Below are 24540 nucleotides of genomic sequence, written 5' to 3'. Positions count from 1 at the left end.
GTACGGTCTGCGGGTGCCCAGCCCGTACCGGCCGCGGCGGACGCTCCCGCCCGACACCGCCGGGTTCCTCGAGCGCCTCCGCCCGCGCGACCGCGCCGACCTGCTCGACGAGCTGCGTCGCGTCGTGCTCGCCGGAGATGCGCCGCCCGGCGTGGCCGTGCCCGCGGAGGAGGTCGCCGCGCTGTTCGGGGTGAGCGTGATCCCCGTGCGGGAGGCGTTGAAGACGCTGGTCGGGGAGGGTCTGGTGGAGCACCGGCCGCGCGGCGGCTACACGGTGGCCCGCCTGACCCCGGCCGAGCTGCACGAGCTGTACGTCGTGCGCGGGGTGCTGGAGCAGGCCGCGCTCGGCGCCGCCGTGGCTGCTGCCCAGCCCGTCGACCACGACCGCGCCGCCGCCGCGCACGAGGCGATGCACCAGGCGCTGCGCGACGGCGACGAACGCGCCCACCACCGCGAGAGCCGCCGCTTCCACCTCGCACTGGTGGCCCCGTCCGGGATGCGGCGGCTGCAGGCCATGCTGGAATCGGCGTGGAACCTCACCGAGCCGTACCGACCGATGTCGCAGGTGCCCGAGCCGGAGCGGGCCGCGCTGCACGCCGAGCACGAGCGCATGCTCGCGGCCTTCACCGCGGGCGCGGCCGCCGAACTGCTCGCCACCGCCGCCGCCCACCACGAGCACCTCGTCCGAGCCGTCGACAGCAGCTTCCGCGAAGGGGACCCCGAGTGCGCATCGTCGTGATCAACCCGAACACGTCGGACGCGATGACCGCCCTCATCGACGCCACCGCACAGGCCGCCGCCGGCCCCGGCACCAGCGTGAGGACCGTGCACCCGGCGATGGGGCCGGCGTCCATCGAGAGCCACTACGACGAGGCGCTGGCCGTGCCCGGCCTGCTGGCCGAGATCGCCCGCGATCCCGATGCCGACGGCTACGTGGTCGCGTGCTTCGGTGACCCCGGCCTCGACGCCGCCCGCGAGCTCGCGACCGGCCCGGTCGTCGGGATCGCCGAGGCCGCCATGCGCACCGCGAGCTACCTCGGTCGCGGGTTCAGCGTGGTCACGACACTCGGCCGCACCCGCGGTCGGGCCCTCGACCTGGCCGAGCGCTACGGCTGCGCCCGCGCGTGCCTGGCGGTGCGAGCGGTGGAGATCCCGGTCCTGGACCTGGACGCAGGTGGCGCGGAGGCCGTCATGAAGGAGTGCGCCGCCGCCGTCGCCGAGGACGGGTGCGACGCGATCGTCCTGGGCTGCGCGGGTATGGCCGACCTGGCGGCCCAGGTGTCGGCGGAGATCGGGGTGCCGGTCGTCGACGGGGTCGCGGCCGCGGTGCGTACCGTCGAGTCGCTCGTGGCGATGGGCCTGCGCACCGGTGACCGCGGTGAGTTCGCGCGCCCACCGGCGAAGCCCTACACCGGAACCCTGCGTGATTTCCAGATCCGCTGAGCAGTTATATGTTGCCGTTCCCGGACGTGGGAAACGGTCTCGTTAAGCCTCCTGACCTGGCCAGATTCGATCTTCCGGGCGATCTAGGGTCGGCCGACCCCGACCGCCCGGAGGAGACATGACCGACACGGTCGCCACGACGTCCGGCACCACTGCGTACGACCCACGGCTCACCAACGAGGACCTGGCACCGCTCAAGGAGCAGACCTGGACCTCGTACAACTTCTTCGCCTTCTGGATGTCCGACGTGCACAGCGTCGGCGGCTACCTGACGGCGGGCAGCCTGTTCGCGCTCGGTCTGGCCGCGTGGCAGGTGCTGGTGGCGCTGCTCGTCGGCATCTCGATCGTCTACCTGCTGTGCAACCTGGTCGCGCGGCCCAGCCAGGCCACCGGCACGCCGTACCCCGTGATCTCCCGGGTGTCGTTCGGGGTGCTCGGCGCCAACGTGCCGGCGATCATCCGCGGGCTGATCGCCGTCGCCTGGTACGGCATCCAGACCTACCTCGCCTCGCACTCGCTGGTGATCGTCGCCGTCACGCTGTGGCCGGGCCTCGCGCCCGCGGCCGACGTGCAGCAGTACGGGTTCCTCGGGCTCTCCCTCGTCGGATGGGTGGCGTACCTGGTCATGTGGGTCGCGCAGGCGGCGGTGTTCTGGAAGGGCATGGAGGCGATCCGGCGGTTCATCGACTTCTGCGGGCCCGCCGTCTACGTCGTGATGTTCCTGCTGGCCGGCTACCTCGTGTTCACCGCCGGCATCGAGAACATCGACCTGAACCTCTCCGAGGTGTCGCTGTCGGGCTGGTTGGTGGTCGGCACGATGGTCGTCGCGATCGCCCTGGTCGTCTCCTACTTCTCCGGCCCGATGCTCAACTACGGCGACTTCGCCCGCTACGGCCGCACCTTCGCCGCGGTGAAGCGCGGCAACTTCCTGGGCCTCCCGGTCAACTTCATCGTCTTCGCCCTGCTCGTCGTGATCACCGCGGCGGCGACGAAGCCGGTGTTCGGCGAGCTGATCACCGATCCCGTCGAGACGGTCGCCCGCCTCGGCAGCACGTTCGCGATCGTGCTGGGCGCCCTCACGTTCATGATCGCGACGGTCGGCATCAACATCGTCGCGAACTTCGTCTCGCCGGCGTTCGACTTCTCCAACGTGTCGCCGCAGAAGATCAGCTGGCGCACCGGCGGCATGATCGCCGCGGTCGGATCCGTGCTGATCACGCCGTGGAACCTGTACTCCAGCCCGGCCGTCATCCACTACACGCTCGACACCCTCGGCGCGTTCATCGGCCCGCTCTACGGCGTGCTGATCGCCGACTACTACCTCGTCCAGAAGCAGCAGGTCGTCGTCGACGATCTCTACGCGCTCGACGACGACGGCACCTACCACTACACGAAGGGCGTCAACCGGATCGCGGTCGCCGCCACCGCGGTCGGCGCAGTGCTGGCGATGCTGCTGGTGTTCCTCGGCTCGTCCGACGCGGCCTCGTTCAGCTGGTTCGTCGGCGCCGGCGTGGCGTTCGGGCTGCACTGGGCCCTCTCGCGGCGGACGGCGGTCGCGGCGGAGGCGCAGTAGCCCTCAACCGCGCATCTGCGCCAGCGCGTCACCGCGCGAGAGGCCGGTCGCCTGCAGCAGGTCCAGCGCGATGGAGCGCACCTGCGCCACCATCACCGTCTCGGACGTGCCGGGCTGCCAGTCCATCGCCCGCACGTGCCGCACGACGTCGAGGACGGGTTCGCGGGCGGCCTCGCGGTCGCCGTCGCGACCCAGCTGGGCGGTCAGTACGCCGACGGCGCCCGCGAGCTCGGAGACGACGTCGGCGAACTCGGGTGCCGCCGGCTCGCCGTCGTGCACCGCGGTGAGGGTGCGCCGGGCGAGGACGCGCGTGTTGCGCATGGCGTAGTCGGCTCGTTCGGCGAGCTCGGCGAACTTGGCGAGCGCGCCCCGGCGTCTGCGCACCAGCGGCGACACCCGGGTGACCTCGGAGCCGCCGCGGATCGCGCCGCGCAGGTCGTCGATGAGCGGCTGGCTGGCGCGGGCCCGGTTCAGCGCGCCTTTCGCCGTCTCGACGTCGCCCGAGCGGATCGCGTCGGCCACCTCGTCGAGCACGCCGGCGAGCTCGTCGAGGAGCATGCGGGCCTCGCGCCGCACGGGCGCGACGGGGTCGGTCGGCAGCAGCGCTGCTGCCGCCAGTCCGAGGACACCGCCGATCAGCGCGTCGACGCAGCGGTCGAGGCCGCCGGTGCCGCCCGGCGGCAGCAGCGTCGCCACGAGCACCGCCGACGCGCCGGCCTGCGCGACGAGCAGGGCGGCGCCGTCCGCGAGCACGGCAGCGGCCATCGCCAGCGCCACCACCAGCGCGATCTGCCAGTACCCGCTGCCGATCACCGAGATGAGCAGGTCCCCGACGAGCACCCCGAGGCTGACCCCGACGACCAGCTCGGCGGCTCGTCGCAGCCGCGACCCGAGCGTGACGCCGAGGCAGATGACGGCCGCGATCGGCGCGAAGAACGGCCGCTGGTGCCCGATCAGGTTGTTCGCGACGAACCAGGCACCGCCGGCGGCCACCGCGCACTGCAGGATCGGCAACAGCGACGCGCGCAACCGCTCGACGCGCCGGGCGAGGTGCCGGCGGAAGCGGCGGCGCAACGCCCTACAGCCCGAGGGCCGCAGCGGCCGCCGGGTCGGAGTCGTCGAGGAACGTGCGGGTGCGCTCGGCCTCGTCGGTCTCACCGATGGCGGTGGCCGCGCGGTGCAGCGCGGCCAGCGCGCGGAGGAACCCCTGGTTGGGCTCGTGCATCCACGGGACCGGGCCGAAGCCCTTCCACCCGTTGCGGCGCAGCTGGTCGAGCCCGCGGTGGTAGCCGGTGCGGGCGTAGGCGTAGGCGGTGATCGTCGCGCCGTCGGTCAGCGCGCGCTCGGCCAGCGACGCCCACGCGAGGCTCGACGTCGGGTGCGCGGCGGCGACGTCCTCGGCGGGCTTGCCGGCGGCGAGGTCGGCGGCGGCCGGGTCGGCGGGCAGCAGCGTCGGCTCGGGCCCGAGCAGGTTGCCGGAAGTGGTCATGGGTTCCATCCTGCACGGCATGGGTAACCCGACCGGCATGGACGCCCGGCAGTGGAAGCAGGTGGGCTCGGGGCGGGGCTTCTTCGCCGCGCTCGACCAGAGCGGCGGCTCCACGCCGAAGGCGCTCGCGGAGTACGGGGTGCCGCAGGAGGCGTACTCGGGCGACGAGGAGATGTTCGACCAGGTGCACGCGATGCGCACCCGGGTCTTCACCGCTCCCGCGTTCACCGACGAGCGCGTCCTCGCGGCCATCCTGTTCGAGGACACGATGCGGCGGCAGGTCGAGGGCCGCGACACCGGCGACTACCTCTGGTCGGTGAAGGGCGTCGTGCCCATCCTCAAGATCGACAAAGGCCTCGCCGACGAGGCCGACGGCGTCCAGCTCATGAAGCCGATCCCGGGCCTCGACGACACCCTCGCCGCCGCCCGCGCCAAGGGCATGTTCGGCACCAAGATGCGGTCGGTCGTCAAGCACGCCGACGACGCCGGCATCGCGGCCATCGCCGACCAGCAGTTCGAGCTGGGCCGCCGCATCCTCGACGCGGGCCTGGTGCCCATCCTCGAACCCGAGGTGGACATCCACAGCCCCACGAAGGCCGAGGCGGACGCGCTGCTGCGCGCCGCCCTGCTCGCCCGCCTGGAAGATCTCCCCGGCGACGTGCAGGTCATGCTCAAGCTGTCGCTGCCCGACGCGGACGACTTCTACCGTCCGCTCATCGACCATCCCCGCGTGCTGCGGGTGGTCGCGCTCTCCGGCGGTTACTCCCGGGACGAGGCGTGCCAGCGGCTGGCCCGCCAGCCCGACCTGATCGCGAGCTTCTCCCGCGCGCTGCTGGAGGGCCTGCACGCGGACCAGGACGACGCCGAGTTCGACCGGGTGCTGGCCGCGTCGATCGCGGAGATCTACGCGGCCAGCACCACCTGACCTACTTCCCGAGCGACGTGCCCGTCGAGCGCAGGTTCTCGCACGCCTCGACGACGCGCGCGGCCATGCCGGCCTCGGCCGCCTTGAGGTACGAGCGCGGGTCGTAGACCTTCTTGTTGCCGACCTCGCCGTCGATCTTCAGCACGCCGTCGTAGTTCGAGAACATGTGCGCGACGATCGGCCGGGTGAACGCGTACTGGGTGTCGGTGTCGACGTTCATCTTCACCACGCCGTAGTCGAGCGCCTCGTGGATCTCCTCGATGAGCGAGCCCGAGCCGCCGTGGAACACGAGGTCGAACGGCTTGGCGTCGGCGGCCAGCCCGAGCTTCTGCGCGGCGACCTCCTGGCCCTGCTTGAGCACCTCGGGGCGCAGCTTCACGTTGCCCGGCTTGTAGACGCCGTGCACGTTGCCGAAGGTGGCGGCCAGCAGGTAGCGGCCCTTCTCGCCACCGCCCAGCGCCTCGACGGTGCGCTCGTAGTCGCTCGCGGAGGTGTAGAGCTTGTCGTTGATCTCGTTGGCGACGCCGTCCTCCTCGCCGCCGACGACGCCGATCTCGACCTCGAGGATGATCTTCGCCTTGACGGCCTGGTCGAGCAGCTCCGCCGCGATGGCGAGGTTCTCCTCCAGCTCGACGGCCGAGCCGTCCCACATGTGCGACTGGAAGAGCGGGTTCTCGCCGCGGTCGACCCGCTCCTGGCTGATCGCGATCAGCGGGCGGACGAACTTGTCGAGCTTGTCCTTGGGGCAGTGGTCGGTGTGCAGTGCGATGTTGACGTCGTACTTCGCGGCCGCGACGTGCGCGAACTCGGCCAGACCGACCGAGCCGGTGACCATGTCCTTCACCGCGGTGCCCGACAGGAACTCGGCACCACCGGTCGAGACCTGCACGATGCCGTCGCTCTGGGCCTCGGCGAAGCCGCGCAGCGCGGCGTTGAGCGTCTCGGTGCTCGTCACGTTGATCGCCGGGTAGGCGAAGCGGCCGCTCTTGGCCCGATCGAGCATCTCGTTGTAGATCTCCGGCGTGGCGATCGGCACGGCATACCCTCCTGTTGACGTTCTCAGGAAGGAGTATCCCGCATCGGCGGGCCGGCACCTCGCTCCACTACTGTGAGACCGTGCGCGGCGACGTGGGAGACAACGCCGTCGAGCAGACCCTGACTCGACTGAGGGTGCTCGATGACCGGCCGCACGTGCGCCCTGCCCCGGCCGCCGCGCCCCGCACGCTGGCCGACCTCTACCGCGACCACCGCCAGCGGATGGTGCGGCTCGCCGTGCTGCTCGTCGACGACCCGGCCACCGCCGAGGACGTCGTGCAGGAGGCGTTCGCCGGCCTGCACCGGCACTGGGCGAGCCTGCGCGACGAGGAGGCCGCGGTCGGCTACCTGCGCACCGCCGTCGTCAACGGGTCGCGATCGGTGCTGCGCCGCCGCCGCACGGCCCGCGACTACGTGCCCCCGCACCAGGTCAACGCCCGCTCCGCCGAGTCGCTCGCCATGCTGTCGGCCGAACACCAGGCCGTCGTCGACGCGCTGGCCACGCTGCCACCCCGCCAGCGCGAGGTGCTGGTGCTGCGCTACTACGGCGGCCTGTCCGAGGCCGAGATCGCCGAGGCCACCGGCATCACCAGGGGCACCGTGAAGTCCACGGCGAGCCGCGCGCTCGACGCCGTCGGCCGGGTCATGAACCCTGGCGCTCTGTGAGGGTGCGCCACCAGGCATGATGGCCGGCGTGTCCACAGGTGACGACGCGGAACGCCGGCTCGCCGAGGCCCTGCGCGCGCAGGCCGTCGGCGTGCAGCGTCCCGGGCCGTCCGTGAGCCAGGCGTACGCGCCGCCGCGGGTCCGGCGGGCGGCCGCGCCGGACCCGGGGATCACGCTGCGCACCGCGCTCGTGCTGGCGCTGCTCGCCGGCGCGCTGCTCGGCGCGGTGCTCGCGCTGATGTCGTTCTGGCTGCCTGGGGCGCTTCCCCCTATCGGCTGAGGGCCGATTCGGACATCCCGGTACCGTGGTCGTCGTGACGCAGACGCTCGCACTCGGTCCGGAGTGGCTCCAGCCCGACGTGATCATCACTTGGTTGGGGCCGTGGGTGCTGGTCGGTCTGGCACTCATCATCTTCGCCGAGTGCGGCCTGCTGCTCGGGTTCTTCCTGCCCGGCGACTCGCTGCTCTTCACGGCGGGGGTGTTCGTCGCCACCGGCGCGATCGTGTACCCGCTGTGGCTGGTCTGCCTCATCCTCGTGGTGGCCGCGTTCATCGGGAACGTGTGCGGCTTCTACATCGGCCGCGCCGCCGGGCCGGCCATCTTCGACCGGCCGAAGTCGCGGCTGTTCAAGCCCGAGCACGTCGCGAAGACGCACGAGTTCTTCGAGAAGTACGGCAACCGCGCGATCGTGCTCGGCCGGTTCGTGCCGATCGTGCGCACCTTCATCACGGTGATGGCGGGCGTCGCGCGGATGGACCCGAAGCGCTACCTGCTCTACTCCGCCATCGGTGGCATCGCGTGGGCCGCGGGCGTCACGGTGCTCGGGTTCTTCCTCGGCCAGATCCCGTTCGTGCGCGACCACATCGAGGGCATCCTCGTCCTCGTCGTGCTGTTCTCGGTCCTGCCGATGATCGTCGAGTTCCTCCGCGCCCGCCGGGCCAACGGGCCCAAGCGCGGCGCGCACGCCAAGTAGGCGCTCAGGCGCTGCGCTGCAACCGCGCCGCGGCCTCCATCAGCATCCAGCCGGCCAGCTGCACCGACAGGTCGGCTTCCGGCACCCGCGGGCCGGGCGCCGCCGCGGGCACCGCCCAGTCGACGGAGAAGACCGGCCCCCCGCCGGTCTCGTGCCGGCCCAGCCACGCCTGCTCGGCGCAACCCAGCACCAGGCGGCTCGCCGCGGCCTCCAGCTCCGGCCGGCGCACCGCCGCGTCGGCGAGGTAGCGGGCGAGCACCCCGGCCTGCAGGCCGCCGTCGCCCGCCCCGGCGCCGGGCAGTGACCCGTGCCCGTTCGCGAACCGGAGCTGCACCGCGTCCACCAGCGCGACCGCCCGGTCGCCCCAGCGGGTGTGGTCGTCGCGGTGCGCCAGCTCCACGCACGCGGCGAGGAAGCTGCCCTGCCCACCGGCGTGCAGGGTGGGGTCGATGCGGCCGAGCCGGCCGTCCGCTTCGATCACGGCACCGGCCCTGACCAGCCCCGTCCGCGGATCGACGAGGGTGTCGAACACCCAGTCCATGATCGAACCGGCGAAGTCGACCTGGTTGGCGCGCGCCATCATGATCGCGGCCGGGGCGTTGGCGAGCACCGGCTTCACGCCGCTCCGCGCGTTGCGCCGGCTCCACAGCCCGCCGCCACCGGCCTCGCTCCAGCCGCGGTAGAACGCCTCCGTGATCGCGCGCTCGGCACCGGCCGCCGCGCGACCGCCGAGCCAACCCGACCGCTGCACCGCCAACCCCAGGAACGCCGCATCGCTCAGCCGACGCGTCGTCCACCGACCCCGGTTCCGCAACCGGATCCCGCGCACCAGTGCGGTGATGGTCTGTGCGCGACCCGTAGTCGGCGACCGTTGCTGGGCGTCCAGCAGGCACTCCAGCAGCTGCGCCTGCCACCACGGATGCCATGGACGGGGCAGCGACGGCAACGGCCGCGGCCAGCGCTCCCGCGCCACCGCCGTGCCCGGCACCACGCCCGCCACCGGCCGGAGATGGCGCCGGACGACAGCGCGCTCGGCGATCGCCGCGCGCTCCGCCCAGTCCACGTCCGTGTCGGCCACCCGAACAGTCTGCCTGTGCTCGACGCGTCGCGCCCACGGCGCTCCGGTCCGGCGCGCGCCGCCTGCCGCTTCGCTCGGTCGGCCGGAGTCGCGGTGATCAAGGGCAAGAGGTCGTCCGCAGAGATCAACTCGCTACAACCTTCCCTTGATCACCGACCCGCGTTGGCTGAATCTGTGGGATACCCGTCGTTGACGCCATCCGCCCCGGCCGGGGACGGTGGACGCATGGCCCACCACGTCGTCGTCCCCGTCTTCGACGGTGTGCAACCGCTGGACGTGACCGGGCCGCACGAGGTGTTCATGGGGGCGACCGCGCTGCTCGGCGATGCCGGGTACCGGGTCTCGCTGGTCGCCGCAGGTTCCGCGCCGGTGCGCGCCGACAGCGGGCTGCGGCTGCTGCCCGACGGGCCGCTCCCCGACGGCGGGTTCGACACGGTCCTCGTGCCGGGTGGATCCGGGACCCGCCGCAGCAGCGCCGCCGAACCCGTCGTGACCTGGTTGCGGACGGCAGCACCGACCGCAGGGCGTGTCCTGTCGGTCTGCACCGGCGCGTTCGTGCTGGCCGCGGCCGGCCTGCTGGACGGGCTGCCCGTCACCACGCACTGGCGCTACGCCCGCGCACTCGCCGGCGCGCATCCCGCCGTCGACGTGCATGCGGACGCGATCTGGCTGCGCAGCGGCCGGGTGTGGACCTCGGCCGGGGTCACCGCCGGCATCGACCTCGCGCTCGCTGTCGTCGAGGCCGACCACGGCGCCGAGGTCGCTCAGCAGGTCGCCCGCGAGCTCGTCGTCTTCCTCCGCCGGCCCGGCGGGCAGAGCCAGTTCGCCGGACCGGTGTGGACAGCGCCCGCCCGCCAGCCCGCCATCCGCGCGGCACAGGACCTCATCCACGCCGACCCGGCCGCCGACCTGCGCGTCCCCGTGCTCGCCGCCCGCGTCGGCATGAGCGAGCGGCACTTCAGCCGCGAGTTCACGCGGGCGCTGGGCAGCTCGCCGGGCGGCTACGTCGAGCAGGTGCGCGTCGACGAGGCCCGCCGGCTGCTCGAGACCGAGCCGGTGCTGGTCTCCTCTGCCGCCACCCGCTGCGGCTTCGGTTCGGCCGAGACCATGCGCAAGGCGTTCCTGCGACGCGTCGGCGTCGCGCCCGACCACTACCGGCGGCGGTTCGCCGTCGTCCCATCCCGTTGAGAGGTTCGACATGCAGGTCGCGATCCCGATCTTCCCCCGACTGACCGCGCTCGACGCCGTCGGCCCGTACGAGGTGCTGCAGCGCGTCCCGGCCCTTGACGTCGTGTTCGTCGGTGCGGAGAAGGGCACGGTGCGCACCGAGAACGGCATGCTCGGCCTCTCCGTCGACGCCACGTACGACGAGGTCCCGGCCCCGGACGTCGTCGTCGTGCCGGGCGGCATCGGGACGCGCTCGGTGCTGGAGGGCGGCCCGCTGCTCGACTGGCTGCGCGCCGTGCACCCGGGCACCCGCTACACCACCTCGGTCTGCTCCGGTTCGCTCGTCCTCGCCGCAGTCGGCCTCCTCGACGGCCTCACCGCCACCAGCCACTGGAGCTGCCTCGACTTCCTTCGCCAGCTCGGCGCCGTACCCGTCTCCGAGCGGGTCGTGGAGCACCTGCCGGAGCGGGTCATCACCGCCGCAGGCGTCTCGTCGGGCATCGACATGGGCATCCGCCTCGTCGAGCTGCTGGTCGACACCGTGGCGGCCCAGGCGGCGCAGACGTACATCGAGTACGACCCGCAGCCGCCCTTCGACGCCGGGCACCCCAGCAAGGTCGGCCCCGAGGTGATGGCGCGGGTGGAGGAGTACAGCGCCGTCCGCGACTGACGCTCTCAGAAGTGCTTCGTCAGCTCCGTCAACGCCGTCAGGTGCAGCACGCCCTCGTCGTGAGGGAGCTCGGCGATCTCCAGCTCCCACGTGTACGGGTTCGGGATGAACACCGCGTTCATGCCGGCGGCGCGGGCGGGGAGGATGTCCGAGCGCGGTGAGTTGCCGATCATCCAGGTGCGGGCCGGGTCGAGATCGTGCTCCCCGACGAGCCGCCGGTAGGTGTCGACGTGCTTGTCGGGGACGATGTGGGTGCTGCGGAAGTGCGGCGCCAGCGTCGACGCGTCGATCTTGCGCTGCTGCTCCTCGACGTCGCCCTTGGTGAGGAGCAGCAGGTCGTGCCGGGTGCCCAGCTCGGTGAGCGTCTCGACGACACCCGGCACCAGCTCGAGGTCGCCGCGCAGCATCGCGGCGCCGAACGCCTGGATCTCGGCCACCTCGTCGACCGTCGCGGTGCGCTCCCGCAACCGCTCGAACACCACCTGCAGGGCGTGCAGGAAGCTGAGCGTGCCGTACCCGTGCGTGACCACGGTGGCTCGTTCGACCTCGTTGAGGACCGCCCGGATGGCGGCCTCGTCCAGGGTGGGATGGGCCAACCAAGCCGAGAACGCGGCGAAGGCGCGCTCGAAGAGGACGTTGTTCTCCCACAGGGTGTCGTCGGCGTCGAACACGAGGGTGAGTCGATCGGGCACGCCTGGAGTCTATGAGCCGTGATCCGCGCCGAGGGCGCATTTCTGTCGGTGGTCCGAACTAGTGTTCGACCCATGGACGAACCCGAGCCTCCGGCGCTCCTCCCCTCGATCCGCGACGAGCACGAGGCCTGGCTGCGGCGCACCATCCGACGCTACGGCTGGGCCTTGCAGGCCGTGCTGGCCGACGACGACTCGCCGCCCTTCGTCTACACGGTGGGCCTCACCGGGCTCGGCCATCCCGAGCTGATCCTGTTCGCCACCACCCACACCACCGCCGCCGCGGTGCTCAACGAGCTGGGCGAGATGGTGCGTGCGGGCCGCCGGTTCGGGGCGTGCGAGCAGGTGACGCTCGGGCCGGGGCGGGTCCACCTGCTCGATCTGCCGCGGTCCGACAGCTGGCTCTTCGGCGCCAACGACCTCTACCGGCGGCCGGGGGAGCCGCCCGTGCCGGCGCTGCTCGTGGTGCCCGACGAGGAGCTGGTCCCGCCGGGTCTGCGGGGTGCCCGATGAACGGGCAGGCGGCCCACCGCGGGCTCGGTGGTGCCGACCGGTGGCCGGCTGCTCGGCGTCGACCGGCGGCAGCTCGGGCACGAGCACCAGCAGGCCCTGATCGAGCCCACGACGAAGGGGGTGCGTGTCGGTAGCGACGCAGCGAGTCCCGCGCTGAGCGGCAGGAAGGAGGTCCTACCAGGCGGAGTTCAGGTCGGCGTGCTGGCGCACCCACGCGTGCATGGCGATGCCGGCGGCCACGCCGGCGTTGATCGAACGGGTCGAGCCGAACTGGGCGATGCTCACGGTCAGCGCCGCGGCGGCATGCGCCTCCGGGGTCACGCCGGGTCCTTCCTGCCCGAACAGGAGCAGGCAGTCTCGCGGCAGGTCCGCCGTCTCGATGCGCTGCGCGCCCGGGGTGTTGTCGACGGCCACCACCGTGAGTCCGTGTGCTTCTGCCCAGGTCATGAGGGTGGACACGTCGTCGTGGTGGTGCACGGCCAGGTACCGGTCGGTCACCATCGCGCCCCGGCGGTTCCAGCGGCGGCGGCCCACGATGTGCACGCCGGCGGCGGCGAACGCGTTCGCGGTGCGCACCACCGTGCCGATGTTGTGGTCGTGCCCGAAGTTCTCGATCGCGACGTGGAACGGGTGGGCGCGGGCGGCGAGCTCGGCAGCCACGGCCTCGCGGCGCCAGTAGCGGTAGCCGTCCACGACGTTGCGGGCGTCGCCGTTGGCCAGCAGCTCGGGGTCGAGCCGCGGATCGTCCGGCCACGGACCCGGCCACGGACCGACGCCGATCTGGTCCGGCACCGTCCACTCGGAGGGGCCGGCGTGCTCGTCGGTCACGCACCGATGATGCCCCTCGCGATGGCTCAGCCGGCGACGCGGTCCGGGTGCTCCGCGCGGTGAACCTCGTAGAGCGTCTCCTCCTCGGGCGCGTCGAGCAGCTCCCTGGCCGCCTCGACGTTCGCGATGCGGGCGCGCTCCCACCGCTCCGCGTCGCGCCTGCGGAGACGGCGGTCTGCCCGCAGCCCGACCGCGACGACGTCGACGACCAGGTCGAGCAGCAGGGAGCGGCGCAGGTCGAGGGCGTCGGCGACGGCGTCGCCGTGGAAGCGGCGGCCGAGCGACCGGATCAGCTGCCGGCCGATGGGCCGGGGCAGCCGGAGCAGCTCCCCGAGCCGGACGGCGAGCGCGTCGACGAGCGCACCGGCGAGCGCGCGCGCATGCCCGGCGAGCGGACCGGTCACGGCCTGCAGGAGCGCGTCCACGCGCGCCGCCTCCGCGTTCCCCGTGATGCCGCCGACCAGGTCGGGATCGACGCCGAGCAGGTGCGCGAGCACCTGCCAGTAGCGGTAGACCTGGGCCGTCTCCTGCTCGGTCAGGTCGTACCCGAGCGTCTCCTGGGCGCGCAGGCTGACGAGCGTGAAGTCCATCCAGGTGCGGGCGAGGTCGACCTGGTTGATCGGGGCGCCGTGGGTGAGCTCGTCGTACCCGCGGACCCGGGCGAGCCGCCGCATGTGCGCGTGCAGCATGCGCACCTGCAGGGTCGCGACGTACCCGGGCGCACCGGGGTGCAGGGTGCCGGGCAGGGTCGCGGTGAGGAGCCAGCGTCCGGTGTCCTGGAGGCGGCGCTCCGCGCCGTCGACGAGCCGCCCGGTCGTGTCGAGCAGCACTGCGATGGACGGGGACTCGTACGTCCGCAGCAGCGCGCCGGCCGAGAGCGACAGGATGCGGACGACGGTGGGCACGGTGAAGATCGGCGCAGGGCCGGCGTCGACGATCGCCGGGTCGATTCCGGGCGGCAGCGTCTCGGTGGCGGTGAGCAGCGCGGCGACGGCGGGCGGCGGGTCGGTCAGCGACGCGAGGCCGTGCCGGATGCCCAGGTCGAGCTGCACGCGGACGGCCGGACCGCCGCCGTGGATCTCCTCGACGACGGCGTCCGCGAGCGGGTCGGCGGTGCGCAGTGCCCGCTCGACCAGCGCCGTCCGGCTCTCGCCGAACCGGGCGACGACCGCGGCGCGCGAGCGGCGGCCGCTCGGCCACGAGGCGGCGCTCACGACGTGCTCGCGGGCGCGCGGGTGTCCTCGAGCAGGCCGTGCCGGGCGAGCAGCCGCTGCAGGTGCTCCCGGACGGCGGCGGCGTCCGGTGGGTGGGAGAGCACGCCGAGCGCCGCGAACCCGAACACGGCGGTGAACAGATCGCGGGCCTGCTCCCGGTCGCCGGTGTAGGCGGCGATGAGGTCGACGACCCGCTCCTCGTGCCCGTCCGGCAGCCGGCCGGTGTCGGGCGAGCGGGCGGCCGACAGCCGGATCTCCAGCTGGGCCAGTAGCGTGCGCCGGTCGGGACCGAGCAGGTCGACGACGTAGGTCGTGCAGGCGTCGAGGAGGCTGAGCTCGCCCTCGCGAGAGCGCCGGGTCAGGTCGGCCAGCCGCCGCGTGGCGCGCGTGGCCAGCTCGTCGAGGACCGCGTCCAGCAGGGCGTCGACGGTGCCGAAGTGGTAGGTCGTCGCGGCCGCGGAGACGCCGGCCCGACCGGCGACCTCGCGGAGGGTCAGCGCGGCGAACCCGCGGTCCAGCACGGTGTCGACCGCGGCGTCGACGAGCGCGCGCCGGGTGCTGCGGCCGCGCATGCGCCGCCCGTCCGTGGTGCTGTCCGTCGCCACCCGGGCAGAATACTATCTGTACAACCAGACAGTAACCCGCCGGACGGTCGTCAGTCGGCGCGGGAGGCCGCAGCCTGGGTCGGCTCCTCCTCGTGCTCCGGGACGGGCGGCAGTGTGATCACTTTGGCGGTCTGGCCACGGCGCAGCTGCACGACCTCGTCGTGGTAGGCCTCGAGCTGTCGCTGGTACTCGGGGTCGGCGTAGATCCGGCCGTCCACCAGCGGACCCTCGGTGCCGCTCATGATCGCCTCGATGTCCTCGCCGGAGAGCGTCTTGTGGGTCTCCAGCGCGTGCGCGATGGCGAGCACGTACATGCGGTTGTCGCGCAGGATCTCCTCGGCGTTGCGCAGCGAGGTGGACAGGTGGTCCTCGATGCGGTCGGCGAGCGCCCGCCGGGCCGACGCCGTCGCGTCGTCGTCGTGCCCGCGGCCGCCGGGCGTGCCGATCTGGAAGGCCGACGCCGACTGGTACGAGCTGACCGTCGTGCCCATCCCCCAGAGCGCCTCCATCTGGGTGGCGACGAGGGTGGCGGAGGTGAGGTCGCCGCTCACCCCGGACGTGCTGTCGCCGTCGAAGAACATGCGCTCCCCGGCCAGCGAGGCGAGCGAGGTGAGGATGTCGGCCTCGTACTCCGAGCGCCAGGTGGTGAACTGGTCCTCCGGCTTGATGCTCGCGACCATGCCCAGGTAGGTGTCACCGATCTCGATGGTCGCGATGTTGATCTGCAGGTGCTCGCGGATCCGGTAGGCGACCACCGCGTGGCAGCCCTCGTGGACGGCGACGGAGTGCCGCTCGCGCTGCACGTAGTCGACGTTCTGCGACGGCCCGAGCTCCTTGAGGTGCTTGGCCTTCGTGACGTCCTGCCAGGTGATCACCTCGCGGCCGTCGCGGATGGCGATGATCAGCGACTCGTTGACGAGGTCCTTGATCGTCGCACCGGTGGCGTACGGGGTGATGGTGGCGAGCTTGTCGATCTGCTCGGGGGTCAGCTCGTGCGCGACCTTGTCGAAGTAGCCCTCGTAGGTGCGGACGCGGCCCGCCTTCGTCGGGTAGCCGACCTTGTAGATGCGGTCGATGCGGCCCGGCCGCAGCAGCGCCTCGTCGAGCGCCTCCGGCATGTTGGTGGCCATCATGACGAGGATCCGGTACTTGGGCGGCGGCTTCGGGCGCATGCCGAGCACGCGGCGGCCGTAGCGGTTGAGGAACCCGCGCGGCTTCTTCAGGCCGGAGAGCTCGGTGAGCAGGGCCTGCAGCGTGCCCATGCCGCCGCCGCCCATGCCGTTCATGCCGCCCATGACGAACCGGCTGCGCCGTGCGTCGGGGTCGGGTGCCGGCTCGGCGGCGTCGCGACCTGCGGTCGAGACGAGGTAGCGGGACGGCTCGGACAGGTAGTGGCCGCCGTGGCAGCCGAACTGGTCGAACGGCGCGAAGCGGCCGCCACCGGGCGGGCCGCCCTGCGCGAGCGCCCCGCGGCTGCCCAGCGAGTCGGCCTCGTCGAAGAAGACGATGACGCCGCCGTAGCGCAGCGCGAGCCGGCGCAGCTTGCGGAACACCGACTTGACCTTGAGGATGCCGACGCCCATGAACATGTTGGTGAACGCGCCGGGGTCGACGAACACGTACGGCTTCCCGGTCTCGCCGGCCACCGCCTCGGCCATGAGGGTCTTGCCGGTGCCGGGCGGGCCCCACAGCAGCATGCCCGAGGGCACGTAGCCGCCGCGGGCCTCGATCGTGTCCGGGTCCTCGAGGAAGACGATGTTCTCCTTGACCCGCTCGACGACCTGGTCCTGACCCCACACGTCGGAGAAGCGGGTGGTGATGTCGTCGGGGTAGTAGGTGTCGACGCCACCGCGGGTGAGCAGCCAGAACAGGCCGATGAACTGGAACGCGACGAAGAAGAACGCGAAGAGCAGCTGCAGGATCAGCGGCATCGCGCTCCAGAGGAGCGCCGGCGCCTCGAAGAGCGCGAGGATCGGCGAGGTCTCGAGGACCTGCCCGGCGACGACCGCGAGCAGCGCGATCAGCAGCAGCACCTTGATCAGCCGCGCGAGCCGGAACCGGGTCCAGTCCGACAGCCGTCGCTGCATCAGCCGCTCGCTGCCGCCGAAGACGCGCTGCGTCCAGAACCGGTGGTAGCCGCTCCAGTGCTCGCTGACGAGGAAGTGCAGCTGCCGGACGAGCTCGATGCCGGCGAGCCAGATCAGCCACTGCCCGTCCTCGAGGCGCAGGCGCATCGAGTCCTCGAACGTGATCAGCGGGTTGTCCGCCACGTCCGCCCACACGAGCACGAACCACAGTCCGGCGAACAGCAGCAGCAACCGCGACCGGTCCCACAGCGACATCCGCTTGCGCGTCGGGCGTTCCGCCTTCTTGGCCGGCGTGTGCACCTCGGGTGCGGGCGACTCGGGCACGGGCGGCTCGGTCACGTCGGTCGTCGGCTCACTCATGGCTTCTCCCTGACCGTGAACGACGACGCCACGTTGTCGATCTCTGCGCTGTTCTTGGCGAAGCAGTCGAGTGCGCAGCGCACCATGATCAGGTAGATCTTGCTGGCGTCGTCGTTGGTGTAGGCGGTCTGGTCGAAGACCTGAGCCTGCCCACCGTTGATGCTGTAGCTGAAGATCGAGCGGACGCCGCGCAGGCCGTTGCCCGGCGTCAGTGTCTGTTCTCCGAAGAGCTTGAAGCCGCTCAGCGCGGAGCCGGGCTGCATCTCCAGCAGCCGCCGCGACCGCTCGGAGATCGGGAAGATCACGTCGCGCAGCGAGTCCAGACTGACCCCGCCGCGGGCCTGCTCCGGCAACGTGAACACGACCGCGACCATCGTGGGCGCGGCGGTGGCCGCGGTGCCCGTTGCGTGGTCGATCGACGGTGCCGCGTCGGCGTCGTAGGCCCGCACCCAGCTCACGGTGCTGGGGTCGAGCCCGAAGACCGACGAGCTCGGCGGGATCCCGGCGGAGACGTCGCGCCACGCGACGGGCACCTTGGCGTAGGTGTGCTCCTCCTTGCTCGTCACGTAGTTCCAGGACGGGGCTCCGCAGCCGATGAGCCCGAGGGCGACCGTGACGGTGAGCGCAGCAACTGCGATCCACCGCCGGGCCGACCCGGTGCTGGCCGCCATCCGACCTCCCCGCGTGACCTGATCGTGACCTGTCGAGTATGCGCCACGAACGATGCCGTGGCATGGGCCGAACGGTTGCGGCACTGTTTCCGTATTCACCCGAGAAACGGACAAAACGGATAGATGATCACGCAAGGCCAAGATCTGCCAGACCCAGCAGGGCTCGGTACGGCACGCCCTCGGCCTCGATGGTCTCCTTGGCCCCGGTCTCCCGGTCCACGACGACGGCGACGCCCACGACCGTGGCGCCGGCCTCACGCACAGCCGTCAGCGCCTCCAGCACCGAACTGCCCGTGGTGGACGTGTCCTCGACGACGAGCACGGAGCGACCGGCGATGTCCGGGCCTTCCACGCGGCGCTGCAGACCGTGCTGCTTCGCCGACTTCCGCACCACGAACGCGTCGACCGGCGCGATCGTCGGGTCGACGATCCGCTCGGCCACCGTCGCGTGCAGGACGGCGTCGGCGACCGGGTCGGCGCCGAGGGTCAGCCCGCCGACGGCCGCGTACGTCCAGTCCCGGGTCAGCTCGCGCAGGAGCCGTCCCACCAGCGGAGCCGCCTGGTGGTGCAGGGTGACCCGGCGCAGGTCGACGTAGTAGTCGGCCTCCGCGCCGGACGAGAGCGTGACCTTGCCGTGCACCACGCCCAGCTCGCGGACGAGCGTGGCGAGCTGTTCGCGTTCGGTGTCGATGTTCACGTGCGGTTCCCCCGGTCCCCCAGCGCCATCAGCCGGCGCACCACCATCCGCGGCAGCACGTCGACGGCGGCGACGATCGCCTTGTACTGCACCGACGGCACCGACACGACGCGGCCGCGGGCCAGGTCGGCCAGCGCGTCGTCGACCACGCGGTCGGCGTCGAGCCACAGGGGCCCGGTGCGGGCGCCCATGTCGAGGCCGGCACGCTCGTGGAACTCGGTGCGCACGAAGCCGGGGCAGAGCGCCATCGCCCGCACGCCCGTCCCCTCCATGGCGCCGGCCACGCCCTCGGTGAAGGAGATGACCCACGCCTTGTCGGCGCCGTACGTGGTGCCGCGGCCGGCGAGGAAGCCGGCCACGCTCGACACGTTGATCACGCCACCGCGGCCGCGGCCGACCATGCCGGGCAGTGCCGCGCGGGTCAGCTGCAGCACCGCGCCGACGTTGAGGTCGAGCTGGCGGGCCAGATCCGCCGGCGTGCACTCGAGCAGCGACGATCCGACGGTCATGCCGGCGTTGTTGATCAGCAGGTCGACCGGGGCGACGTCGGGGTCGGCCACGCGAGCGGCCACCCGGTCCAGGTCGGCCGAGCGCGTCAGGTCCGCGACGAGCACCTCCGCCGACACCCCGGCCCGCCGGGCGGCCGTCGCGGCGGCTTCGAGGCGTTCCTTGTCTCGGGCGACGAGGACGAGGTCGCGGCCGTCGGCGGCGAGGCGGCGCGCGAACGCGGCCCCGATCCCGGCCGTGGCCCCGGTGATCAACGCAGTCGGCACGGCGCCGACCCTACGTGCCGGGCGTCAAGCTCGCCTCGCCGCGCCCGGATACGCGTCCAGCGGGGATGACTAGCCGTGCTTCGCCCCGAGGCCCTGCTCCAGGGCCGTCGCCACCTCGGCGAGGTCGGCGAGGAGGTCCTGCACCCGGTCGGCGCTGGACCCGAGCGGCGCGGTGGCCAGCACCCAGGCCTCCTCGGCCCACAGCAGCTCGACGTCCTCGCCGATGGCGTCGCTGGCCTCGGCCAGCCGGCGGGTGAGCAGCGGGCGGACCGCATCCGGGTCGGACACGAACGCGTAGCGCTCACCGACCGGCTCGAGCAGGTCGAGCCCGGCGTCGTCGGGCAGGGGAGCGGACGGCAGCCGCAGCTCGACCGCGGCCGGGAGCTGGGCCTGCACCTGCACGGCGGCGAGGATCGAGTTGAGCCGGCCGGCCTGCTCGTGGTCGAACACGTACGCCTGCCGCGGGCCGTCCGGGGTGGGCACGTCACCGGAGATCAGGTTGCGGGCCACGCCGGGTCCGCCCTGGTGGATGGTGCCGTAGCGCCACCGGCTCGGCAGCACCGGATCGGTGTCGAGGTACTCCCAGCCGCGCATCGCCGCCCACTTGCGGCGGTCCTTGGCGCCGGCGCCCCCACCGCCCCGGGACCGGTCCGCGAACAGCAGCGCGGCGCCGATCACGATCGCGATCACGGCGATGACGAACCACACGGTCGGAGTGAGCCCCACGAGCACGGAGGGTAGTCCCGGTGAGCGCGTTGCCCGTGCAGCACACGCGCACAGCGGCCGGCCGGAATGACAGCGAGGCCACCTTCAGGACCGGATCGGTCCTGAAGGTGGCCCTGTTGACCCGACTCCAGCGGTCTCAGACCGTGACGGGGAGGCCTCGGCCCACCACCAGACCGCCCAGGCCGCCGTCCGCCGTCGGGTCCAGGTCGACGCGCACCGTGTCGCCCTCGCGGACGTCGCCGGCGAGCAGCTGCTTGGCCAGCTGGTCGCCGATCGCGGACTGGACGAGCCGGCGCAGCGGCCGCGCCCCGTAGACGGGGTCGAACCCGTTGAGCGCCAGCCACTCGCGGGCCGGGTCGCTGACCTCGAGGGTGAGCCGCCGCTTGGCGAGCCGCGTGCGCAGCGAGTCGAGCTGGATGTCGACGATGTGGGTGAGCTCCTCGGTCGACAGCGCGTGGAAGACCACGACGTCGTCGAGCCGGTTGAGGAACTCCGGCTTGAAGTGCCGCTGCACGATGGCCATGACGGCCTCCTTGCGGCCCTTGTCGTCGAGCCCCGGATCGGCGATGGCCTGGCTGCCCAGGTTGGACGTCAGCACCAGGATGGTGTTGCGGAAGTCCACGGTGCGGCCCTGACCGTCGGTGAGCCGGCCGTCGTCGAGCACCTGCAGCAGCGTGTCGAACACGTCCGGGTGCGCCTTCTCGACCTCGTCGAACAGCACCACCGTGTACGGGCGGCGCCGCACGGCCTCGGTGAGCTGCCCGCCCTGGTCGTAGCCGACGTAGCCGGGCGGGGCGCCGACGAGGCGGGCCACCGAGTGCTTCTCGGAGTACTCGCTCATGTCGATGCGCACCATGGCGCGCTCGTCGTCGAACAGGAACTCGGCGAGCGCCTTGGCCAGCTCGGTCTTGCCCACGCCCGTCGGGCCGAGGAAGAGGAACGAGCCGGTGGGCCGGTTCTCGTCGGCGATGCCGGACCGGGCCCGGCGCACCGCGTCGGAGACGGCGCGCACGGCCTCGACCTGCCCGACGACGCGCTTGCCCAGCTCGTCCTCCATGCGCAGGAGCTTGGCGGTCTCGCCTTCGAGCATGCGCCCGGCGGGCACGCCGGTCCACGCGGAGACGACGTCGGCGACGTCGTCGGGGCCGACCTCCTCCTTGAGCATCACGTCCTCGGACGGGGTGACGGCCGTGGCCTCGGCGAGCTTCTTCTCGACCTCGGGGATGCGCCCGTAGAGCAGCTCGGACGCCTTGCCGAGGTCGCCGTCGCGGTCGGCCCGCTCGTACTCGCCGCGCAGCTGCTCCAGCTGGGCCGCGAGCTCACGGGTGGCCTCGATGGCGCCCTTCTCGTTCTGCCAGCGCGCGGTGAGCGCGGTCAGCTCCTCGCGCTTCTCGGCCAGCTCCTCGCGCAGGGCGGCGAGCCGGTCGGCGGAAGCGGCGTCGGACTCCTTCGCCAGTGCCATCTCCTCGATCTCGAGGCGACGCACCGCGCGCTCCACGGTGTCGATCTCGACGGGCCGGGAGTCGATCTCCATGCGGAGCCGGGACGCGGCCTCGTCGACGAGGTCGATGGCCTTGTCGGGCAGGAAGCGGGCGGTGATGTACCGGTCGGAGAGCGTGGCGGCGGCGACGAGGGCGGCGTCGGTGATCCGCACGCCGTGGTGCACCTCGTAGCGCTCCTTGAGCCCGCGCAGGATGCCGACCGTGTCCTCGACGGACGGTTCGCCGACGTAGACCTGCTGGAAGCGGCGCTCCAGCGCGGGGTCCTTCTCGATGCGCTGCCGGTACTCGTCGAGCGTGGTGGCACCGACCAGCCGCAGCTCGCCGCGGGCCAGCATCGGCTTGATCATGTTGCCGGCGTCCATGGCACCCTCGCCGGTCGCGCCGGCCCCGACGATCGTGTGCAGCTCGTCGATGAACGTGATGATCTGCCCGGCCGACTCGGTGATCTCCTTCAGGACGGCCTTGAGCCGCTCCTCGAACTCGCCGCGGTACTTCGCGCCGGCGACCATGGAGCCGAGGTCGAGCGAGACCACCTTCTTGTTCCGCAGCGACTCGGGCACGTCACCGGCCACGACGCGCTGCGCGAGCCCCTCGACGATCGCCGTCTTGCCGACGCCGGGCTCGCCGATCAGCACCGGGTTGTTCTTGGTGCGCCGCGACAGCACCTGCACGACGCGCCGGATCTCCTGGTCGCGCCCGATCACCGGGTCCAGCTCGCCGTTGCGGGCGCGCTCGGTGAGGTCGACGCCGTACTTCTCCAGTGCCTGGTAGGTGCCCTCCGGGTCGGGGCTCGTCACGCGCGAGCTGCCGCGCACCTTCGCGAAGGCCTCCCGCAGCGCGTCGGGCGTGGCCCCGTGGCGGGTCAGCAGGTCCGCCACCGGGCCGCCCGCCTGCGCCAGCCCGACCAGCAGGTGCTCGGTGGACACGTACTCGTCGCCCATCTCCGTGGCGAGCTGCTGCGCGGCGTTGATCGCGCCGAGCGCCGGCCGGGAGAGCTGGGGCGCGCTGACCGTGGATCCGGACGCGGACGGCAGGCGGTTGCCCAGCTGGGTCAGCTCGGCGCGCACCGCGGCGGCGTCGGCGCCGACGGCCGCGAGCAGCGGAGCCGCGATGCCGTCGCCCTGCGCCAGCAGTGCGCCCAGCAGGTGCGTCGGCCCGACGTCGGGGTTCCCGGCGAGCGACGCGGCCTGGACGGCAGCCGAGATGGCCTGCTGGGTCTTCGTGGTGGGGTTGAAGGAGTCCATCCCTCACTTCCTCCTGCGTTGCGTCTGCGTGGGCACCATCGTGCCCGTCGCTACGAACAACGTCAGAAAAGTTGAGCCTGTTCCCATCAACCCTGAATCCGTCGAGAACGACCTTGTGGTGATCAACAGGCCCTGTTGATCACCACAAGTTCGTTCTCGACGCGGAGCGGGCGTTGGGCCGGAACTCGGTTCCTCGTACTGCGATCAGCGGTAACGAACTGGCCCGTTCGGCCGACGAGTGGGGCATCGAGGATCTACTGGCCGTCGACGACCGGGCGCTGTGCGGTTCCGGCAACGTCGAGGTCACCCTCAGGAGTTGACCTCGCGCTACTCTGGCACGTCGAAGCACCGTCCCCGAAGGTGCTCCCGCACACCCAGCGGGCCCCGAGAGAAGGAAGTCGGCCGGCCATGACCGCGGAACAGTTGCTCACCGCCGACCTGGCGTCGGTGGGTGAGCCGCACCGGGAGGAATCCGCGACGGTCGCGGCCATCCGCACCAGCTGGGCGCTCGTCGAGCCGCAGTCGGAGGACGTGGCCCGGCACTTCTACGCCACGCTGTTCGCGCACGCCCCGCAGACCAGGGAGCTGTTCCCGGTCAACATGGAGGTGCAGCGCAGCCGCCTGCTCCGGGCGCTGGTGCACGTCGTGCACATGGTCGACAACCCGGGCGACCTGATGCCCTTCCTCGAACAGCTGGGCCGCGACCACCGCAAGTTCGGCGTGCTCACCGAGCACTACGACGCCGTCGGGTTCGCCCTGCTGTCCGCGATCGGCGCGTTCGCCGGTGACGCGTGGACCGTCGAGGTCGAGAAGTCCTGGCGGGAGGCCTACGACACCGTCGCGAGCGCGATGAGTGTGGCCGCCGCGGCCGAGCGCGGGCCGGCGTCGTGGCTCGGCCGGGTCGTCGAGCACGAGCGGCTCGGCTGGGACCTCGCCCGGATCACGCTGCAGACGAGCGAACCCCTGCCCTTCCGCGCGGGCCAGTACGTCTCGGTCGAGACCCCGCAGCGGCCCCGGCTGTGGCGCTACCTGTCACCCGCCAACGCCCCCCGCGAGGACGGCAGCCTCACGTTCCACGTCCGCGCGGTCAACGGCGGCTGGGTCAGCCGCGCGATCGTCGCGCACTCCCGCGTCGGCGACACGTGGCGGATCGGCCCGGCGATGGGCCGGCTCGGTGTCGACCCCGGGTCCGAGCGGGAGGTGCTGATGGTCGCGGGCGGCACGGGGGCGGCCCCGATCAAGTCGCTGCTGGAGGGCCTCGCCCGCCGCGACGATCCGCCGCGCACCCAGGTCTTCGTGGGCGGCCGCACGTGGGACGACCTGTACGACTTCCCCGCCCTGCGCAAGCTCTCCTACGACAACACCTGGCTCGACGTGATCCCGGTCGTGGAGCGCGACGGCGCAGAGACCGGCGCCGAGGTGGGCACCCTCGCCGACGTCGTCACCCGGTACGGCTCGTGGGCCGACCACGACGCGATCGTGTGCGGCTCCCCGGCGATGATCCGGGCCACGGTGTCGCGGATGCTGGTGGCGGGCACGCCCCTCGACCGCATCCGGTACGACCCGTTCACGATGGACTGAGGTCACACAGCGAAAGGCCACCGCACACAG

At 72.3% G+C, this 24540-nt stretch carries 25 protein-coding genes; 11 read left to right on the top strand and 14 right to left on the bottom strand.

Annotated elements, in window-relative coordinates:
* Positions 1–13: 13 nt before the first annotated feature.
* From ACQEVB_RS06815 to ACQEVB_RS06805, 3 genes are all read left to right on the top strand, one after another.
* The gene (locus tag ACQEVB_RS06815; protein ID WP_432966556.1) at positions 14–739 is read left to right on the top strand and encodes a GntR family transcriptional regulator; all 726 of its coding nucleotides are present in this window, start codon (positions 14–16) and stop codon (positions 737–739) included.
* On the top strand, positions 724–1443 hold the full coding sequence (locus ACQEVB_RS06810; RefSeq protein ID WP_432966554.1) for an aspartate/glutamate racemase family protein: 720 nt from the start codon (positions 724–726) through the stop codon (positions 1441–1443). The genes ACQEVB_RS06815 and ACQEVB_RS06810 overlap by 16 nt, the downstream gene beginning before the upstream one ends.
* Positions 1444–1561: 118 nt before the next feature.
* Positions 1562–3016 carry an NCS1 family nucleobase:cation symporter-1 gene (locus tag ACQEVB_RS06805; RefSeq protein ID WP_432966553.1) on the top strand — a complete coding sequence of 485 codons (1455 nt, stop codon included), beginning with the start codon at positions 1562–1564 and terminating at the stop codon, positions 3014–3016.
* 3 nt (positions 3017–3019) lie between these two features.
* Here ACQEVB_RS06805 and ACQEVB_RS06800 read toward each other — a convergent pair whose 3' ends face one another.
* Entirely contained in the window at positions 3020–4090 is a 1071-nt protein-coding gene (locus ACQEVB_RS06800) for an FUSC family protein (protein ID WP_432966551.1), read from the bottom strand.
* Positions 4091–4094: 4 nt separating this feature from the next.
* A complete protein-coding gene (locus ACQEVB_RS06795; protein WP_432966549.1) occupies positions 4095–4505 on the bottom strand; it encodes a DUF3151 domain-containing protein in 411 nt (136 codons plus the stop codon).
* 19 nt (positions 4506–4524) lie between these two features.
* Here ACQEVB_RS06795 and ACQEVB_RS06790 point away from each other — a divergent pair, with 19 nt between their 5' ends.
* Positions 4525–5430, top strand: a complete 906-nt coding sequence (locus ACQEVB_RS06790) for a fructose bisphosphate aldolase (protein WP_432966547.1) — start codon at positions 4525–4527, stop codon at positions 5428–5430.
* A gap of 1 nt (position 5431) precedes the next feature.
* Here the strand turns inward: ACQEVB_RS06790 and fbaA are convergent, their stop codons facing one another.
* Positions 5432–6466, bottom strand: coding sequence for a class II fructose-bisphosphate aldolase (gene fbaA, locus ACQEVB_RS06785; protein WP_432966545.1), 1035 nt, complete (start codon positions 6464–6466; stop codon positions 5432–5434).
* Between the two features lie 80 nt (positions 6467–6546).
* On the opposite strand from fbaA, the gene ACQEVB_RS06780 reads away from it, so the two are divergent.
* Genes ACQEVB_RS06780 through ACQEVB_RS06770 form a run of 3 tightly spaced genes read left to right on the top strand, consistent with a single transcriptional unit; the run spans position 6547 to position 8105 of the window.
* Positions 6547–7131 carry an RNA polymerase sigma factor gene (locus ACQEVB_RS06780; RefSeq protein ID WP_432966544.1) on the top strand — a complete coding sequence of 195 codons (585 nt, stop codon included), beginning with the start codon at positions 6547–6549 and terminating at the stop codon, positions 7129–7131.
* A gap of 28 nt (positions 7132–7159) precedes the next feature.
* Positions 7160–7411 carry a hypothetical protein gene (locus ACQEVB_RS06775; protein ID WP_432966542.1) on the top strand — a complete coding sequence of 84 codons (252 nt, stop codon included), beginning with the start codon at positions 7160–7162 and terminating at the stop codon, positions 7409–7411.
* A gap of 34 nt (positions 7412–7445) precedes the next feature.
* Positions 7446–8105 carry a DedA family protein gene (locus ACQEVB_RS06770; protein WP_432966540.1) on the top strand — a complete coding sequence of 220 codons (660 nt, stop codon included), beginning with the start codon at positions 7446–7448 and terminating at the stop codon, positions 8103–8105.
* Positions 8106–8109: 4 nt separating this feature from the next.
* On the opposite strand, the gene ACQEVB_RS06765 is transcribed toward ACQEVB_RS06770, so the two are convergent.
* Positions 8110–9183 (bottom strand): glycoside hydrolase family 76 protein, encoded by a 1074-nt coding sequence (locus tag ACQEVB_RS06765; protein ID WP_432966538.1) that lies wholly within the window; start codon positions 9181–9183, stop codon positions 8110–8112.
* A gap of 225 nt (positions 9184–9408) precedes the next feature.
* Here ACQEVB_RS06765 and ACQEVB_RS06760 point away from each other — a divergent pair, with 225 nt between their 5' ends.
* Both ACQEVB_RS06760 and ACQEVB_RS06755 read left to right on the top strand, forming a co-directional pair.
* A complete protein-coding gene (locus ACQEVB_RS06760) occupies positions 9409–10371 on the top strand; it encodes a GlxA family transcriptional regulator (RefSeq protein ID WP_432966536.1) in 963 nt (320 codons plus the stop codon).
* Positions 10372–10381: 10 nt separating this feature from the next.
* Positions 10382–11020, top strand: a complete 639-nt coding sequence (locus tag ACQEVB_RS06755) for a DJ-1/PfpI family protein (protein WP_432966534.1) — start codon at positions 10382–10384, stop codon at positions 11018–11020.
* A 5-nt stretch (positions 11021–11025) separates the two neighbouring features.
* Here the strand turns inward: ACQEVB_RS06755 and ACQEVB_RS06750 are convergent, their stop codons facing one another.
* Complete coding sequence (locus tag ACQEVB_RS06750) at positions 11026–11712, bottom strand: HAD family hydrolase (RefSeq protein WP_432966532.1); 687 nt, start codon at positions 11710–11712, stop codon at positions 11026–11028.
* 72 nt (positions 11713–11784) lie between these two features.
* Between ACQEVB_RS06750 and ACQEVB_RS06745 the strand changes: the two genes are divergently transcribed.
* Positions 11785–12222, top strand: coding sequence for a DUF4262 domain-containing protein (locus ACQEVB_RS06745; RefSeq protein WP_432966530.1), 438 nt, complete (start codon positions 11785–11787; stop codon positions 12220–12222).
* A gap of 174 nt (positions 12223–12396) precedes the next feature.
* Here ACQEVB_RS06745 and ACQEVB_RS06740 read toward each other — a convergent pair whose 3' ends face one another.
* The 9 genes from ACQEVB_RS06740 to clpB all read right to left on the bottom strand — a co-directional run bounded on the left by ACQEVB_RS06740 (position 12397) and on the right by clpB (position 22929).
* Positions 12397–13050 (bottom strand): TrmH family RNA methyltransferase, encoded by a 654-nt coding sequence (locus ACQEVB_RS06740; RefSeq protein WP_432966528.1) that lies wholly within the window; start codon positions 13048–13050, stop codon positions 12397–12399.
* Positions 13051–13076: 26 nt separating this feature from the next.
* A complete protein-coding gene (locus ACQEVB_RS06735) occupies positions 13077–14264 on the bottom strand; it encodes an oxygenase MpaB family protein (protein ID WP_432966526.1) in 1188 nt (395 codons plus the stop codon).
* Positions 14261–14869 carry a TetR/AcrR family transcriptional regulator gene (locus tag ACQEVB_RS06730; RefSeq protein WP_432966524.1) on the bottom strand — a complete coding sequence of 203 codons (609 nt, stop codon included), beginning with the start codon at positions 14867–14869 and terminating at the stop codon, positions 14261–14263. Before ACQEVB_RS06730 ends, ACQEVB_RS06735 begins: the two co-directional genes overlap by 4 nt.
* Before the next feature lie 50 nt (positions 14870–14919).
* Complete coding sequence (locus ACQEVB_RS06725; protein ID WP_432966523.1) at positions 14920–17316, bottom strand: AAA family ATPase; 2397 nt, start codon at positions 17314–17316, stop codon at positions 14920–14922.
* Positions 17313–17987 (bottom strand): hypothetical protein, encoded by a 675-nt coding sequence (locus ACQEVB_RS06720; protein ID WP_432966521.1) that lies wholly within the window; start codon positions 17985–17987, stop codon positions 17313–17315. Before ACQEVB_RS06720 ends, ACQEVB_RS06725 begins: the two co-directional genes overlap by 4 nt.
* A gap of 127 nt (positions 17988–18114) precedes the next feature.
* Complete coding sequence (pyrE, locus tag ACQEVB_RS06715; protein ID WP_432966519.1) at positions 18115–18684, bottom strand: orotate phosphoribosyltransferase; 570 nt, start codon at positions 18682–18684, stop codon at positions 18115–18117.
* Complete coding sequence (locus ACQEVB_RS06710; protein WP_432966517.1) at positions 18681–19457, bottom strand: SDR family NAD(P)-dependent oxidoreductase; 777 nt, start codon at positions 19455–19457, stop codon at positions 18681–18683. Before ACQEVB_RS06710 ends, pyrE begins: the two co-directional genes overlap by 4 nt.
* Positions 19458–19526: 69 nt before the next feature.
* Positions 19527–20183 carry a hypothetical protein gene (locus ACQEVB_RS06705; RefSeq protein WP_432966516.1) on the bottom strand — a complete coding sequence of 219 codons (657 nt, stop codon included), beginning with the start codon at positions 20181–20183 and terminating at the stop codon, positions 19527–19529.
* 136 nt (positions 20184–20319) lie between these two features.
* A complete protein-coding gene (gene clpB, locus ACQEVB_RS06700) occupies positions 20320–22929 on the bottom strand; it encodes an ATP-dependent chaperone ClpB (RefSeq protein ID WP_432966514.1) in 2610 nt (869 codons plus the stop codon).
* A gap of 408 nt (positions 22930–23337) precedes the next feature.
* Here clpB and ACQEVB_RS06695 point away from each other — a divergent pair, with 408 nt between their 5' ends.
* Complete coding sequence (locus tag ACQEVB_RS06695; protein WP_432966512.1) at positions 23338–24510, top strand: globin domain-containing protein; 1173 nt, start codon at positions 23338–23340, stop codon at positions 24508–24510.
* Positions 24511–24540: the final 30 nt, after the last annotated feature.

The sequence above is a fragment of the Pseudonocardia sp. CA-107938 genome, from assembly GCF_050936315.1.
GTDB lineage: Bacteria > Actinomycetota > Actinomycetes > Mycobacteriales > Pseudonocardiaceae > Pseudonocardia.
This window is presented reverse-complemented; position numbering and strand designations above follow the sequence as displayed.